Origin of the sequence: Rhizobium sp. Rhizsp42 (assembly GCF_047304155.1) — a bacterium.
Classification (GTDB): Bacteria; Pseudomonadota; Alphaproteobacteria; order Rhizobiales; family Rhizobiaceae; genus Rhizobium.
In genome coordinates this window covers 121,670-137,078 of sequence record NZ_JBGLYS010000007.1, presented here as the reverse complement: position 1 = coordinate 137,078, position 15,409 = coordinate 121,670, and the positions used below count along the sequence as shown (strand labels likewise).

The window sequence follows — 15,409 nt, the reverse complement described above, 5'->3', positions numbered from 1 at the left end:
TATCGGAAGGATTCTGTTGCTTGCTTTATTTCGATAGCTCCCGCAATTGCCGCCGCCCGGCACTTCTGTAAAATTAAGATGTCGATCGTCGCAACCCGGAGGCGAAATGCCCTTGAACCGCATACTGCGGCATCCTTGGATCACAGCAAGCACCGCAGCCGTATCGGCCGCAGTGCTAAGCGCTCTCGCCACGGCAGCCATAAATCCTGATTCACTCGGCCTCAGTGGCTCTAGCCCAGTGTCGATCACTGAGACCGATCTGTTTTGCGCGGTCGCGGGAAGGCGGTATGTCGAAGCTGCGGAAGATCAGCGCGCCGAGAGATCTGAGATTGTTTCAAAAATGAAGCTTGCAGGGTGCGCTTATGCTCCAGCGATCGATCACGCCACGTCCGCTCAGCAACAGATGCCCACAGTCATCAACCCCGCCCCAGGAATCTCGGGTACGCCGTCAGTGAGCAGTGCCTACCTTTACATCGAGCAGGTACAAGGCGTTCAGCCCACCGTCGAATTCGCCAAGGCGACTTGGACGAGGAACATTGAGAACCGGACGGTCGATTTGGAAGTCGCCTTCCAAGACCCGCGAATAGTTGCCCGGATATCCTTCCAGCCGAACGACGATCCATCCCTGCCGGCATCGTATCTACTTGCAATAAGATTTGAGCAGCCCGCTGGGGCACCGATTGTAACCAACGTGGTAGTGCCTAAACTCAAGATGACCGAACAGCAGCGCGGTGAGTCTCTCGTCGCCGTCGCCGTCCAAATCGATCCGAGCTTCTTCATGGTTGCTCTCAACGATACGCCGGACGCAAAAGTCACAAACCGTAGGCTGATCGCCGGCAGCCCGTGGATCGACCTACCGGTAGAGCTTGCCAGTGGCAAGCGGTCGCTCATAACGGTCGAGAGAACACCAAGCGTCATTGCATGGTTCAAAGAGCTTACTGACGTTTAAGATTGGAGTCCCCACAATGCCACCCAATTTTAGAGCATTGGCGCTGTACCCGGCAGCGACTGATGATCAACAGCTCCGCTTTTCATGACTGCGCGACTATCCTGACAGCTAGGCTCTGCAGCTGCCTTATTTCGTGAGGCTAAAGCCGAACATGCAGGACAGCCATAAATGCCTGCCGCCAGCGTTCCTCCCGCTGCCAAGACGAGCGAGGCAATCAGCGAGCACTTCGCGATAAGGAGCCGTCGTCGCTTTCTTGCGCTCACCTCTTCCATATACTCTCGTATCTCGCCAGCTTTCTTGAAGTCGACGTCGCCCGCGATCGGCATCGCTGACAACAGGCAAACGATGACCGTGCACAGTAGCGAGGCAATCGTCGCGTAGCGGAAGGGCGTATCGAATGGCATTCGATCCCAGAACGCTATTGTTCCTCCAAAGAGGCTCGTACTGAGGGTAAGCAGCTGCCCCAACGCAGTGTTGATGTTCTTGTTGTAATTCTGCGCTTCGGCCTTCGCCCACTGTTCGTAGTAGGTTGGATCTTCTGGAGAAAGCCGCGCCTTTTGAGCAACCTCTGAATCCCTGAAACCGATCAGTCTCAAGAGCCGCTGCATACTACTAGTTTTCCCTGACCGAGTGGAGTTGCTCGCAGAACCGGCACCGTACATCGTAGATCCGTTTAGTGACCATGGTCATCATCCCGTTTCGCTCGCTGTCATAAACGGTCTCGGTAAAGTCGTTCGCCTTGCCGCAACCGGGTTTCGCGCACGTGAATATGAACCTTGCCTCGTGTCCGATCATTTTTGCCTCCGTTTGTTCACTAAATTCGGCTGAGCTTCATTCGGTATCGAAAGCTAACGTCAAACCCGCTCCACTCCATCAGCCAGTTTGTGCGGAACTCGGAAATTTACGCAATCGGGAGGCTACGCAGTATTACTGCGATGCCACCGTTTGGTATGCCTAGAGAGACGCGCCTAATCGACGACGAGACTGACCTTTGATCACTCGTATCTATCGAGGAGGCGCGCGAGCTGCTCATTCTGCCTAGCAAACTTCTTCGCAAGCAGGTTGCGTAGCTCCTGGATTTCCGCTTCCAAAATGAGTGCGTCACTATGGCAGTCAGTGTGCTTGTCGGAGACACTGTCAATCTCGCGCTCGGATATGCCCGTCGGCAGTCGGCCTTCCATTTTCGGGTGAACATTGTGCTCCGTCCTGGAAGACCTCAGATGAGGCCTCCTTCGCGCCGACGGCATTTGCGCCTCGTCATCTGACTTCGCCACCTGCCCGCCGCGACGACGGAAGGCGGCATGGGTTCGCCGCTCTCTCTCGGCTCGGACGTATGCGCCGAGCGACCTAACACGGCGTCATTCTCCTCAAGCGCACCATCAGCAACTTCTTCGGCACGAACCGACGACGCGCTTCGATCGGCCGGTGGTCTCCGTCTTGAGCCGAGGCGGCTGCTTTGAGAGCCTCGTTCTCGTCGACTTCCTTGGTTTGTCGGCCTGAGATCAGCCCCGATATAGGCCGCCACGGTGATTTCATCTTTTGAGCCACCTCAACAACATCACACGTTCAGATTTTTCGGCCAAGACCGGGCCACGTTTTGGCCCGGTCATTATCATCATCTACGAGATTGATGCGATGAACTCCCTACGCCGCGGTGGGAAGATCAGGCGAGGCCGAGCTTATTGCGTAGGTCTGAATTCTCGGTACGGAGCTTCTCCGCGAGCAGTTTGCGCAGACGCTGATTTTCCGCCTCAAGTTCGATGATATCCGCGAAGTCGTCTGTCGCCGTCACCTTTAATGGTGTGGCTGCCTTGGCGCTTGTCGACCCGGATTTGCGGCCAGTCGTTTTTTTCGAGGTGGCTTCGCTGGTATCTTTTGCAGACAAGGCTACAGCGGGAGCCGCCGCAGTCTCTTCTTTTGGCTTCCGGCCGCCACGCGTGGCTTTCTTCGCGGCAGCTGCTTCAATCTCAGCCTTGCTGCGACGAGGCGCTCGTTGTTTCTTTGGCTGGACCGCCGGTGTCGTTACCGTTGGCGGCACTTCCTCTGTCGAGCTCGCTGGAGTTTCGTCGGCCATAGATTTCTCCCTAAAACGATTGGCAAATCAGTCATTAACTGGACTAACGGCGCTGTCAACAAAATGCATAAAAGCAAAGATGGTTGAAAGAACTCGGCCGTGCGACGATCATGACCCAACTGCCAAGCACAACGTCAGGAGTTCTGCGCGCTAGGTTTCAAACAATGACAGCATGAACATACCGAGCGCGGTGACTTCGTGCGCTTGAAGCGCAACCGTCCTTTTTCTGTGGGAATGCGACCACGTCTGCATGAAATAAATCTTTCAAATTTTCGCTTTTTGATGTATCTCGCAGATTGCGCTTCACGAGGAGAGAACGTGGCAGACGTTAGGACAACATTGCTGGATCAAAAATTGGCGCTCACCCCGTCGGAGGAAAAGATCGTGCAGATCCTTTTGGCCGACTATCCTGCGTCGGGCCTTGGTACGGCAAGCAACCTCGCCAAAAAGGCCGGCGTAAGTGACGCCACCGTCGTGCGCCTGGCAGTCAAGCTTGGCTTTGAGGGATTCCCCGACCTGCAGAAGCGACTTTTGTCCGAGGTAGAAGCCAGGCTGCACTCTCCCCTCTTGATGATGGAAACGAAGCGCCCCAACGATAGCTCCCAGGGCATTGCGGAAAGCTATCTCCATGCAGTGTCGGAGACCATCGATAGGACGATCGGCGCGACCCCCGCCAATACATACGACAAGGTTTCCAGAATAATCATGGAGGCCAAGGGTCGCGTAGGGTTGGTCGGCGGTCGTTTCAGTAGGCATATCGCTGGCATGCTGGCGGGCTATCTTTCGCAGTTGCGCCCCAACGTGCACGACATCGGGACGCTCGCGGCCCAGTCGTTCGACATCCTCGTCGACTACGGCAAGCGAGACGTCCTCATCGTGTTCGACTACCGGCGCTACCAGAACGACGTGGTGGCTTTTGCATCCCAAGCTGCCGAGAGCGGAACTTCCGTGGTTCTCTTTACGGACCAATGGCTGTCGCCCATCGCGGAACACGCGGAAGTGACGATCATCTGCCCGCTCGACGTGCCCTCTCCCTACGACACCCTTGCACCGGCGGTCGCACAGATCGAGGCGCTTGTCGCTCAAATACTCTCTTCACTCGACGATACTACGCGACGCCGTGTGGAGAGCCTAGAAGCAGTTCGAGCGCGCAATGCCGTGACGCTGGACGGCGGCGAGCTCGCGGAGACACCATCTCAACCTGGACCGAAGCGCAAGAAAGGTACTATCAGCAATGCCTAGCCAACTTCTTAGCCGAGACGCGCCCTATATTCCGAGCGAGACGGCTCTCTTGCTGGTAGACATGCAGCGTATCTGGCTTGAACCGGGGCTTGACCCCGATCATCCGGAACGAGGTCCCGACCACTACTTCTACCGGCAGACTTCCTCGGTCACGATCCCGAACAACGAGCGACTGCTTGCGGCGGCCAGGTCGAACGGCATCGAGGTCATACACACCATTATCCAGAGCCTGACGGAAGACGGTCGCGACAGGTCGCTCGATCACAAGCTTACGCCCATACACATACCGCCGAGCAACCCGGCAGGCCTGCCACCCGAAAACCTTGGTCCGACGAACGACGAGGTACTGATCCCCAAGACATCCTCGGGCGTCTTCAACTCGACCAATATTGATTACGTCCTCAAGAACCTCGGTGTCCGTTACCTCATCATCTCAGGGATAATGACCGACCAGTGCGTCGATATGGCGGTCCGCGACGCCGCCGATCGCGGTTACTACGTTACCTGTGTTTCCGATGCCTGCGCGGCGGCCTCACAGGAGCGCCACGACACAGCACTCAAAGCGTTCGGCGGCTACTGCTGGCTAGCAAATACCGCGACTGTGGTGGAGCGACTTTCTACGAAGGCATCAGCATGAGCGATCTTACCGCGTTGACCGGGGTCGTCACGACCGACCTCGCCGCCGTCACCAGAGGTCGTTTTGTTTCCAGCGAGTCGTTCGAGAAGACCGTCACGAGCGGTGTCGGCTGGTTGCAAGCTAACCTGTCTTTGACACCGTTCAACCTGATCGCTCACCCGAACCCCTGGGGTTCGTCAGGTGACCTTCGCTTGTTGCCCGATCCGGATGCTCGATACAGGACGTCGAACACGGGCTCCGATACGGCATTCGACCTGGTTGCCGGTAATTTGATTGAACTCGATGGCTCGCCGTGGTCGTGTTGCACGAGAACAATTCTGGTCAACGCTCTGAGCGACCTCAAGGCGCAGACCGGCCTTTCGATCGTTGCGGCTTTTGAACATGAGTTCCAGCTTCTGGGAGCTGATATTCCTAAAGAACACGTAATGTCGTTTGCCGGCCTAAGGCGGGCGGACGGTTTTGCGTCGCAAGTCATGACAGCGCTTCAGGAAGCCGGGCTCAACCCGGAAGTGATCATTTCCGAGTACGGCGAAGATCAGTTCGAAGTGACGAATGCGCCGGCAACCGGCGTCACCGCCGCGGATCGCGCTGTTGTCTTGCGTGAAATCGTACGCGAAATCGCCCGCAACAGGGGTTGGAAAGCCTCGTTCGCTCCCAAAACATCGCTTTCATCCGTCGGGAACGGCGTCCATATTCATTTCAGTTTCGCTGACTCAGACGGCAAAGCGGTGACCTACGATGCCGGCGGACCTTCGGGCCTTTCGAACGTGGCTGCTTCGTTTTGCGCTGGCGTGCTTCGACACCTGCCCGCAATGACAGCGCTCACCGCATCCAGCGTCTCGTCCTATTACAGACTGAAACCACACAATTGGAGTTCGGCTTACACCTGGCTTGGTGACAAGGACCGGGAAGCTACATTGCGGATTTGCCCGACGGTGACGATCGGAGGCCGCGATCCTGGCAAGAGCTTCAACATCGAGTACAGGGCGGCGGACGCTACAGCGAACCCCTACCTTGCTCTTGCGGCCATCGTCCGCGCCGGGCTTGAAGGCCTCAAGGAGAAACTCCCGTGCCCGCCAGTACACGCTGGCGACCCTGAAGAGCTTTCCGAACAGCAGCGCGCCGAGAGAGGCTTGCGCCGGCTTCCAGAGAGCCTGGCTGGTGCCCTAGATGAACTCAAGAAGGATCCAGTCGTCACCTCGTGGTTTTCCGACGTCTTTCTCGAAACATTCCTCGGCCTGAAGGCCTTCGAAATGCAGTCGCTTGATGGCTTGGACGAAGACTCTATATGCGCTCGTTATAGGGCGGTCTATTGAGTACCCTGCAATCGAAGTCGGATGATTGGCCCGAGCCGGTGGAGGTGCTTAACGACGGCGGTCGTTCAGACATCGTGCTCATTTGCGAACATGCCTCCAACTACATCCCGGCATGCTTCGACGGACTGGGCCTTGCCGATAGCGACCTAGAGCGGCATATCGCCTGGGACATCGGTGCGGAGTCGGTCAGTAGATCCCTCTCCGCGCTCTTGGACGCCCCCTGTTTCATCGGAAAATATTCGCGGCTTCTGATTGACCTGAATCGGCCAATCGAGAGCGCGACGAGCATCCCGGTCCGGTCGGAAGCTACGGATGTTCCGGGTAACGTCCACCTCAGCCCCGGCGATCGCCAACTGCGGATCGACCGAATATTCACGCCGTTTCAGGCGGCGGTGTCAGCACATTTGGATCGCCGTGAAAAAGATAGACGACCCACGAAGATCGTCGCGATCCATTCCTTCACGCCGGTATTTCTTGGGGAGGCGCGCTCGTGGGATGCTGGCATACTCTTTGACAAGTCGACGGAATTTGGAGCCGATCTCATCGACCGTCTCAAGCGCGTAACTGGACTGAACGTCGGTGCGAACGTGCCCTACGTGATCGAGCGGACAAGCGACTACGCTATACCCGTCCACGGTGGGGACCGCGGCTTGGACGCGGTCCTTGTCGAGATTCGGCAGGATCTGATCGGGTCCGCCGACGGACAGGCGAGATGGGCGGACCACCTTTTCAGGTCGCTGACATAACGCGGGCGCGTTAGCGCGAAACCTCGTTCGCAAACCGCAACAGGTAGGGATCGAACTCCGTGGGGCGATCCCAGAATGGAGCGTGACCGGAATTCTCGATCCGGTAGGCCTCCCCCTCCCAGAGATTTCCGAACTCCACACCCGACACGAAGTCGAGGTTGACGAAAGGCTCGTCTGCCCCGTTAACGACAGCAATAGGAAGCGTCGCTTTGGCCACGATCTCCCGCTGATTGTCGCCCGTGCCGCTTCCGAAGCTCTCGAACATGTTCCGCCTTGCACGGCCATCCGTACGCGCGACGACGTCTAGGAAGAAGGCCTCGAACGGTTCGCCGCATGTACTTCGCGCATATGCCTCCACGTCTGCGGGTGTGAAATCCTGCTGCCCCGCCAGATGCATATGCTCGCTTGGTTTGAAACCATTTGCTATTTCGTCAGGTGCGACCGGAGGGGTGCCTGTGATCATCAGGCCGGTCATTCCCGGAAATCTGGATATCATTTCCAGACCGATGTGACCGCCCAACGACCATCCGAACACGACGGCCTTCTCGACGCCCAGCTTCGCCAAAAATTCCGTGATCGCTTCCGCGTAGCCTTCCATGCTGTAGCTGCGCTTTGGGTCATACGCATCGGACGAGTCGCCGTGCCCAGGAAGGTCCGGCGCGATTACGCGAAACTTCTGACCGATTTCGCCAGTCAACTGGTTCCTGAAGACAGCGCTGCTGCTGCTGTTCCCGTGGATCATCACCAAAGGCGTGCCGGACCCCAGGCTCTCCCGATAGGCGATCGTCGCATGTGATGTCTCGAGCTTCTTCACGTCGTCTGCCATTTGCTTCTCCGCAAGTTTGGCTGACAAGTTACGAATTCTACTGGCCTCGTCAATGAAATCTTCTTTTCATAATTTGAAAGCCATGCTTATATTGAAAAAAGCCAATCATAAAAGGGAACTTAAATGACCATCGCTATTTCAACACGTTGGAAGTCCGTCCTCGTGGGCGCAACGCTTGCTGCGACTTTAGCCAGCACGTCATCGATCGCGCACGCCGCGACGATCAAGATAGGACTTCTCGCACCGCTTACCGGTCCGGCAAGTGCTGACGGCCAGGAGTTTCAGCGCGGTGCCCAGCTTGCAGTCGATGAACTCAACGCAGCTGGCGGATTCAACGGTGACAAGTTTGAACTTGTTGTTGGCGACGTAAAGGATCAATCAGCAGGAAACGTGACGAGCGCGGTGGAGCGCCTTATCGGCGATCCTTACGTGCACTTCATGCTGACCGGGTACGCAAGCCTCACGAACTTCGAAATCGACACTATGGCCGAAGCGGATATGCCATATATCATCGCAGCCACCTCGCAGCAGACGCGCGACATTATCGCGCCCGATCCTGGCAAGTACAATTGCTGCTGGTCCTGGACGCCGTCGTTCGACGCGTACAACACGGATGTCACCACATACATCGAGAAGCTCGCGGCAGATGGCAAGATCAAGTTGCCGAACAAGACCGTTGCTATGGTGTCTTCGGACAACGCCTATTCCAAGACGATCTCGGAAGGGATGAAGAAGACCTTTGCCGAAAAAGGCTGGAAGCTTACCGTAGACGAGATGGTGCCATTCGGCGAAGTGACGGATTGGCGGTCGATCCTCGCAAAGGTTCGTCAGGCTCCGCCGGACGTGGTGATCAACACGGACTACCTCTCCGGCAATTCGGCCGCCTTCCTGACGCAGTTCCTTGAACAACCCACGAACAGCCTTGTCTTTCTCCAATACGCTCCCAGCGTGCCGGAGTTCGTTGAGTTGACCAAGGAAAAGTCGAACGGGGTTATCTATAACCTGCTCGGCGGATCGCTCGTATCGCCGAAGAACCCGCGCGCGGAAGAGGTCGGCAAGAAGTTCAAGGACAAGTATGGTGTGGAAAGCGGCACGTATGGCGTCGCTCTCTATGAAATCGTCAACGTTTACTACGACGCCCTCAAGAAGGTCGGCGATCCAACGGATCACGCCGCTATCGAGAAGGCGATCGGGGAAACGGACAAGCAGACGGTGGCGGGCCGCCTGAAGTTTGATCCCGCGACCCATCTGGCAATGCAGGGTGACGATTACATTCCGCTGACGTTCTTCCAGATCTGGGACGGAAAACGCACCCTGATTTCTCCGAACGCCTATGCAGTTGGCGAGTTCAAGCCACAGCCGTGGATGAAGTAAGCTCGATGAATCTCCTGGAAGTCAGGAACGTCTCCAAGGCCTTTGGTTCGCTCAAGGCCTTGGATGATGTGTCGTTCACGGTGGAAGCGGGTTCCATATTTGGAATCGCGGGCCCCAACGGAAGCGGCAAGAGCACGCTCTTCAACGCAATCACCAACATTCCATTTGCGCCAGACAAAGGCGAGGTGATCTTTGAGGGCAACGCGGTTACTGGAATGCGAGCCCCCGAGCTTGCAAAGCGTGGTCTCGCGCGCACCTTTCAGCGTGAGACCAGCTTCGACAAGCTGACGGTCTTCGAAAATGCCGTAATTGCTGCGACATACGGCAAACCCGATCAAAGCTCGGCGGTGAATCGCCAGAGTGCCGAGGGGGCCCTCGAATTGGTCGGCCTGAATCGACGATCGTTCGGCAGGCTGGCGGACGAGCTTTCGGTGTTCGATCGCAAATGCCTTATGCTGGCGACCGCGGTCGCCATGAAGCCCAAGATACTCTTGCTCGACGAACCTGCCTCCGGACTGACCAAGCCGGAGATCGAGACTTCGATCGGGCTGATCCAGCAGATAGCACAACAAGGCATCACGATCGTGCTGATCGAGCACGTTCTGACATTCTTGATGACACTCTCGCAGCAACTTCTCGTGCTGAACCAGGGAAAGGTTCTTGCATCGGGAGATCCAAGAGAAGTCATCGGCGACCCGCGTGTCGTAGAAGCCTACCTCGGCACGAGGAGACACGACGCATGACCCAACTTTTGGAGATCCGTGATCTCACGTGCGGATACGGTCGCATCGATGTTCTGCACAATATCAGCCTGGCAATTGGTGCGCATGGCAACGTCGGTCTGTTCGGACCAAACGGCCACGGCAAAACGACCCTCTTGCGAGCTGTGTCGGGCCTGATCAGGCCGCGCAGCGGGTCCATTTCGTTCAATGGAGCAGATCTCACGACGCTCTCCCCGAAAGCGATCGTCGAGCTTGGCGTAATCCACGTGTCGCAGGGCAACCGGCTTTTCCCGGACTTGACGATCGGCGAGTGCCTCTCGCTTGGCGCTTATACGAACGCCGCGCGGCAACGCGAAGCGGCTAGCCGAGAAGAGGTTCTTTATATCTTTCCTAAGCTGAAGGAGCGATGGACACAGAAAGTCAGGACACTTTCCGGCGGTGAACGCCAGATGGTCTCGATCGCGACCGCGCTTATGAGCTGCCCCAAGATGCTCATTCTTGACGAGCCTACGCTTGGCCTTTCGCCCAAGGTGAAAGAGGAGCTCTGCGCTGCTGTTATCAGGATATCCGGCCACGGTGTTCCCATCATTTGCGTGGAGCAGGACGTGGAATTCCTACTCGAGCTCAGTCAGCACCTTTATTTGATAAACCACGGCGAAGTCGGCGCGGAAATCAAGCCAGGCCAGACGATGGACCACGGCGAGATCATGTCGCTTTACTTTGGCAAGTAGCCAGCGAGGATACAAACAATGGACGCCGCCGCACAGATTTTCGCGGGAGGTCTCTTCCAAGGCTCGCTGTACGCAGTGATGGCCGTGGGATTGGCCCTTATCTGGACGACCATCGGGGTTTTCAATTTTGCCCATGGCGTTTTGATGATGCTCGGCGCGTATGTCGCCTGGCAGCTCACCGAACTCGGACTCCCCTTCTTTGTGGTTCTGCCGCTTTCGGTCTTCCTTATGGCTGGATTTGGCTGGGCGCTCCAGGCGACGGTCGTCCGCCCTCTCATCGGAAGACCGAACATCGTTCTTGTGGTCGTGATCACCACTCTTGCAGCGGCATCGCTTGTCGAGAATGGTGCCTTGCAGATCTGGGGACCGCGTTCAAAGCAACTCCCTGCACTGGGCGACGGCAATACCATGATCTTTGGTGTCGGCATCTCCCTGCATCAGCTGACGATTATCCTCATCACGCCGTTTGTGCTGCTGGGCCTCTGGCTGTTCCTTCATAAGACCCGTCTTGGGCTGGCGCTCCGTGCCGTTGCACAAAACGAGGATGCAAGCCTGCTGGTCGGGCTGAACGTGCGCGCCCTTTACGGGCTGGCTTTCGCCATCTCCGCAGGACTAGCCGCCCTCGCCGGAATTTTCCTGGGAGGTTATCGGTTCATGTCTCCGGTGATGGGTGCAGACCCGCTCCTCAAAGCGCTGATCGTCGTCGTCTTTGGCGGTCTCTCAAGTATCACCGGGCCGATATTCGCGGCCTACCTCATCGGCTTCTTCGAAGCCATTTGCAGCTACTATTTCGGTCTGTACTGGACACCCGCGCTTCTATTCGCGGTCTTGATTGTTACCCTTATGATCCGCCCCCAGGGCATGTTCTCCAGCAAAACACGGGGTCTGGCCTAATGTTCAACCGCGAAAACACCGCAAGCCCTGGCCGAGTCCGCTGGCAGGACGAGGCGGTCCTGATGTTGCTCGGGTTCGCCGTGTTGGCGCTTCTCCCGTTAGTCGTATCCGACAGCTACAGCCGCCACATTCTGATAATGGCCTTCATCTATGCGATCATAGCCTCCAACTGGGATTTGAGTTTGGGCTACGGGGGTGTCTTCAACTTCGGCCATCTCGCCCTCTTCGGAATCGGTGTCTATACGTATGGTCTCCTGACCAAGTTCCTCGGGCTGGATCCATGGCTGGCGCTGGCGGCGAGCGGCGTCATCTCAACGTTCGCCGCCATCTTGGTCACTTTGCCGATCCTGCGCCTAAAAGGCATCTACATCATTCTCGTAACATTTGGATTTGCGCAGCTCGTGATGCAGTTGGTTCTCAGCCAGTCCGACATCACGGGTGGCACCCAAGGCATGGTTCGGATCGAAGGCCTGTACATTCCGGGTCACAACCTGATCAGGGATCAGAAGTTCGGCTACTTCTACATAGCCCTCGGGGTCCTATTGCTGAGCACGATCTTCCTGCGTGTGCTCGTTCGGTCGAAAGTCGGCGCGAGTATCATCGCCCTGAGGGATAACGAGGAATACGCGGTCAGCCGTGGCATTTCCCTCGCCCGTCAGCGGGTGATCACGCTGGCTGCCAGTGCCTTCTTCACGGGTGTTGCGGGAGCGTTTTACGCGGCCTACCAGCGGAATGCCTCCGTCGACGTTTTCGGCATGAGCCTGTCGACAATCATTCTATCGATGGTGCTGCTCGGAGGCACCAGCACGATCTACGGCGCGATCATCGCATCGTTCGTGCTGACTATCTTCTCGGAGTCGATGGCGGACTTCGGGGCTTGGCGACCGATAATCACCGCAGTGCTGATTATCGCGGTGATGCTGGTCTACCCGTCAGGTCTTGCCGGTGCGGCCCAAACGATCTTCAGATCGCTGGGCCGACTGAGAGGCAATGGAGCCGGTGCATCAGCCGAAGCTAGCGAACCCCGCACCAGTCGATAATGCTGGCGGCGATGACCTTGGTCGTTTCAACGAGTGAGTCGATATCGACATACTCATCATCGCCATGGAACCCGTCTCCTGACGGTCCGAAAATCACACCGTCCACTCCAGCGCCGGCGTAGTGGGCGGCGTCGCAAACAGCAACGAACCCCTTGATATCGGGTTTGCGTCCGGTTTGCGCCTTGCGATTGACGAGCGACGTGACCAAGGGATGGTCCGCCGCTGTATTGAGAGGCGGGAAATGAAGGCCGCCGAGTTCCCATTGGATGGTCGGCGGATGTTCGCGAAGCCATGCGTCGGTCTGCGCGAAGTGATGGACGAAAGCCTCGAAGTCCTTGCGGTATTGGGCGGACGTCTCGGACGGGAGGAACTTCATGTCCAAGTCGATGACGGCGATGTCCGGGATGATTGCCGGATTGGTCATCGTGATAGGAAGCCCGTTGTCGCCGAGCCCTGCACCGCCGTGCATGACGCCGACGTTGATCGTGTTCATCCCGACTGGAAGCAATGGATGAGAGGCCGCACGCGTCCGATCGAGCTCGTACTGTCTCAGGGCCGAGATGAACCGTGAGGCAATTTCGATCGCATTCATCCCCGGCTCAAGCCTTCCTGCCTCATGCCGCTGTGGATATATCTCGTTGTAACGCCACGCCGAATGAGCGGTCCGCCCGCGTATAGTTACCCTCGCCCACTCAAGACCGCCTTCCGCCGGCAATACGTCACCCCACGTCGGCTCCGCCACAAGCACAGCTTTTGCTAGCTCGCCTCGCTTCACGGCATCCATTGCTCCGAAGCCACCGGCCTCCTCGTCGACAACTGCATGCATCGACAACCTACCTTCGAGCTCGATGCCGGCCTGACGGATCGCACGAACTGCCGCGACACACGCGGCTACGCCGCCCTTCATGTCGATCGACCCTCTGCCGTATAGCCGGTTATCCTTAATCTCACCGCCAAAAGGATCGACTGTCCACCTCGCTGGATCCCCTACTGGCACCACATCGATATGGCCGCAAAGGATAAGGCTTTTGTCCTCGCTACCCTTGATGCTTCCCAAAAGGTTGGGTCTGCCGGGAAAAACTTCCCATTGCTTGGTCTCAAAACCAATCGCCGTCAGCTCGCGATCGAGGACGCGCTGCACGTCGGTTTCTCGGTTTTGCTTGGGATCGAGGTGAAATTTCGGATTGACCGACGGGATGCGGACGATCTCCTGTGTCAGCTTCGACACCCAATCGCGTTCCTCGTCGATAGCGGACCACACGCGCTGCACCACGTCGTCGTTTGGCATGAAAAGCTCCCCACTTTCTGACTTGTCTCTTGCAAACTAGATCACCTTCTCGATTCATGAAAGGAAATTTGCAAACGCTCTGCCATTGGAGCCCGTCATGTCCGAAATCCGGTCCCAGTTGATTCTGTCGACTGATGAGAAGGAGTTCGACAAGTGTTCAAGGTTTACTGGTCGTGTTCGGCAATGCAGTCGGTCTAAGCCGTCGATATGCTACGTGCTGGCTGGCGACGCGTTGACCGCCAGATGCCCATCGCTGAAGCGCGCCAACCAATTTGAGAGGGCCTGCCGCTTGGAAGAGGTGCGGCAGACTTTTCCTCTGGATTGCAGCCGAGGCTATCGAAATCCCGGCAAACCGACGAACTTCTCCATGGGTGTATCAGAGCGCTCGCTGCGGAGGACCGAGTAATGGATGGCAGCTTCGTCTGGCGTCATCGAGGAACACAAGCGGGGGCCGAGTGAGGCTGTCTTTCAAACAACGCCCCAGCGCCGTCGCGCCTTGCTACGGCGGGAGGGTAAACTGCTTCCCAATGGGGTAAACCGAACTGCCAGCCCACATGCAAGCGAACGTCGAATGCTAGGCACTCAACCTCTGGAGGAATTGAATTCTTCTACACCAGAGGTAAGTATTTTGCAGATCAGAGGGGAGATTTGAAATGCACGGGTTGTTGGAAATCTTGCGGGGCGCTCAAACACAGACTGGGGGCGTCTTTGTCCTGTCCGCACTGCTGATCATAGGGTTTGTGTTGATCGCAAGAAGAATTGGACCGGAAAGCCCTCTCGCGCCCCACATCCTCCCTTTTGCGGGCATTATGATCGTTGTACCTGCGACGATGTTTCTCGGTATTACTAAGGTCATCGATTCAAATGCGGTGTCTGCGATCCTCGCATCGATCGTTGCATATTTCTTCGCATCACGGACGCCGCAACCGCCTAGCAACTAACCGCCAAGATCAACAGAACATTTCTCCATGATTGCTTGAATCCGCGCGGACTCTTCAGGACATGAGCGCGGTGATCCGGAAGCGGGAAACACGATTTTGGTCGAAGGGGTGGAAGCCGCTACGCAGATGTCGCTTCCCAGAGAACTCCGCATTCACCGTATCTGGGGAAACCGGTTAGCGCTGATATCCTGAGGGCTGCCTGATAAAATGCACGAATTCGGATTTGGATGTATGAACCGCTTCCTGAATTTCGCGATGCTGGGCCCAGCACAAGCAAGGTCCTACTCGACCAGTTCCACCTTATGACCCTCAGGATCTCGTAGCACACAACGCATTCCCCACTCGGACCGGGAAGGAGACGTGATGACGTCAACTTTGTCGCCAAGATCACCCAGGATTTGGGAGATCGAGCCTACTCGAAAACCCAGTCGAACCGCTGAGGTATCAGAGTCAGCTGTGGTCTTTGGATAGATCTCGAAAGTCGAACCGCCTGTATTTGCAGCAAGGTGTTCCGGTCCTGTCCCGTGTTTCTCGACTTCGAACTGGAACCCAAGATTACTGTAGAAGGATGCGAGCAAACCGGGGTTTGCCGCCCTTAGAACGATGAGATTGAGGGATGGCGCAGTCAT

Annotated in this window: 15 protein-coding genes and 1 pseudogene; 11 read left to right on the top strand and 5 right to left on the bottom strand. The window is 56.9% G+C overall.

The features are described from left to right. Nucleotides 1-112: 112 nt before the first annotated feature. Entirely contained in the window at nt 113-949 is an 837-nt protein-coding gene (locus ACCD05_RS09830; RefSeq protein WP_413392280.1) for a hypothetical protein, read from the top strand. 29 nt (nt 950-978) lie between these two features. Here ACCD05_RS09830 and ACCD05_RS09825 read toward each other — a convergent pair whose 3' ends face one another. Further along, nucleotides 979-1,557 (bottom strand): hypothetical protein, encoded by a 579-nt coding sequence (locus ACCD05_RS09825; RefSeq protein ID WP_413392278.1) that lies wholly within the window; start codon nt 1,555-1,557, stop codon nt 979-981. 1,055 nt (nt 1,558-2,612) lie between these two features. After that, the gene (locus ACCD05_RS09820; protein ID WP_413392276.1) at nt 2,613-3,023 is read right to left on the bottom strand and encodes a hypothetical protein; all 411 of its coding nucleotides are present in this window, start codon (nt 3,021-3,023) and stop codon (nt 2,613-2,615) included. 318 nt (nt 3,024-3,341) lie between these two features. Between ACCD05_RS09820 and ACCD05_RS09815 the strand changes: the two genes are divergently transcribed. The 4 genes from ACCD05_RS09815 to ACCD05_RS09800 are packed head-to-tail and all read left to right on the top strand — an operon-like array spanning nt 3,342 to nt 6,964. Continuing rightward, entirely contained in the window at nt 3,342-4,265 is a 924-nt protein-coding gene (locus ACCD05_RS09815; RefSeq protein WP_413392274.1) for a MurR/RpiR family transcriptional regulator, read from the top strand. Further along, nucleotides 4,258-4,902 carry a cysteine hydrolase family protein gene (locus ACCD05_RS09810; RefSeq protein ID WP_413392272.1) on the top strand — a complete coding sequence of 215 codons (645 nt, stop codon included), beginning with the start codon at nt 4,258-4,260 and terminating at the stop codon, nt 4,900-4,902. The genes ACCD05_RS09815 and ACCD05_RS09810 overlap by 8 nt, the downstream gene beginning before the upstream one ends. Then, nucleotides 4,899-6,218: a glutamine synthetase family protein gene (locus ACCD05_RS09805; RefSeq protein WP_413392270.1), complete on the top strand. Its 1,320-nt coding sequence runs from the start codon at nt 4,899-4,901 to the stop codon at nt 6,216-6,218. Before ACCD05_RS09810 ends, ACCD05_RS09805 begins: the two co-directional genes overlap by 4 nt. Next, nucleotides 6,215-6,964 carry an N-formylglutamate amidohydrolase gene (locus ACCD05_RS09800; RefSeq protein ID WP_413392268.1) on the top strand — a complete coding sequence of 250 codons (750 nt, stop codon included), beginning with the start codon at nt 6,215-6,217 and terminating at the stop codon, nt 6,962-6,964. The genes ACCD05_RS09805 and ACCD05_RS09800 overlap by 4 nt, the downstream gene beginning before the upstream one ends. Nucleotides 6,965-6,974: 10 nt before the next feature. Here ACCD05_RS09800 and ACCD05_RS09795 read toward each other — a convergent pair whose 3' ends face one another. Further along, on the bottom strand, nt 6,975-7,790 hold the full coding sequence (locus ACCD05_RS09795; protein WP_413392266.1) for an alpha/beta fold hydrolase: 816 nt from the start codon (nt 7,788-7,790) through the stop codon (nt 6,975-6,977). A 123-nt stretch (nt 7,791-7,913) separates the two neighbouring features. On the opposite strand from ACCD05_RS09795, the gene ACCD05_RS09790 reads away from it, so the two are divergent. The 5 genes from ACCD05_RS09790 to ACCD05_RS09770 are packed head-to-tail and all read left to right on the top strand — an operon-like array spanning nt 7,914 to nt 12,551. Continuing rightward, nucleotides 7,914-9,164: an ABC transporter substrate-binding protein gene (locus ACCD05_RS09790; protein WP_413392264.1), complete on the top strand. Its 1,251-nt coding sequence runs from the start codon at nt 7,914-7,916 to the stop codon at nt 9,162-9,164. Nucleotides 9,165-9,169: 5 nt separating this feature from the next. Further along, a complete protein-coding gene (locus tag ACCD05_RS09785; RefSeq protein ID WP_413392262.1) occupies nt 9,170-9,907 on the top strand; it encodes an ABC transporter ATP-binding protein in 738 nt (245 codons plus the stop codon). Next, entirely contained in the window at nt 9,904-10,617 is a 714-nt protein-coding gene (locus ACCD05_RS09780) for an ABC transporter ATP-binding protein (protein ID WP_413392261.1), read from the top strand. Before ACCD05_RS09785 ends, ACCD05_RS09780 begins: the two co-directional genes overlap by 4 nt. 18 nt (nt 10,618-10,635) lie before the next feature. After that, on the top strand, nt 10,636-11,511 hold the full coding sequence (locus tag ACCD05_RS09775) for a branched-chain amino acid ABC transporter permease (protein ID WP_413392259.1): 876 nt from the start codon (nt 10,636-10,638) through the stop codon (nt 11,509-11,511). Further along, nucleotides 11,511-12,551 carry a branched-chain amino acid ABC transporter permease gene (locus tag ACCD05_RS09770; protein ID WP_413392257.1) on the top strand — a complete coding sequence of 347 codons (1,041 nt, stop codon included), beginning with the start codon at nt 11,511-11,513 and terminating at the stop codon, nt 12,549-12,551. Before ACCD05_RS09775 ends, ACCD05_RS09770 begins: the two co-directional genes overlap by 1 nt. On the opposite strand, the gene ACCD05_RS09765 is transcribed toward ACCD05_RS09770, so the two are convergent. Continuing rightward, nucleotides 12,526-13,839 (bottom strand): M20 family metallopeptidase, encoded by a 1,314-nt coding sequence (locus tag ACCD05_RS09765; RefSeq protein WP_413392255.1) that lies wholly within the window; start codon nt 13,837-13,839, stop codon nt 12,526-12,528. The genes ACCD05_RS09770 and ACCD05_RS09765 overlap by 26 nt on opposite strands. A 940-nt stretch (nt 13,840-14,779) precedes the next feature. Between ACCD05_RS09765 and ACCD05_RS09760 the strand changes: the two are divergent. After that, nucleotides 14,780-14,983 (top strand): annotated as a pseudogene (locus tag ACCD05_RS09760) (GGDEF-domain containing protein); the annotation flags it as partial. A 78-nt stretch (nt 14,984-15,061) separates the two neighbouring features. Here the strand turns inward: ACCD05_RS09760 and ACCD05_RS09755 are convergent. After that, nucleotides 15,062-15,409, bottom strand: coding sequence for a VOC family protein (locus tag ACCD05_RS09755; RefSeq protein ID WP_112945880.1), 348 nt, complete (start codon nt 15,407-15,409; stop codon nt 15,062-15,064).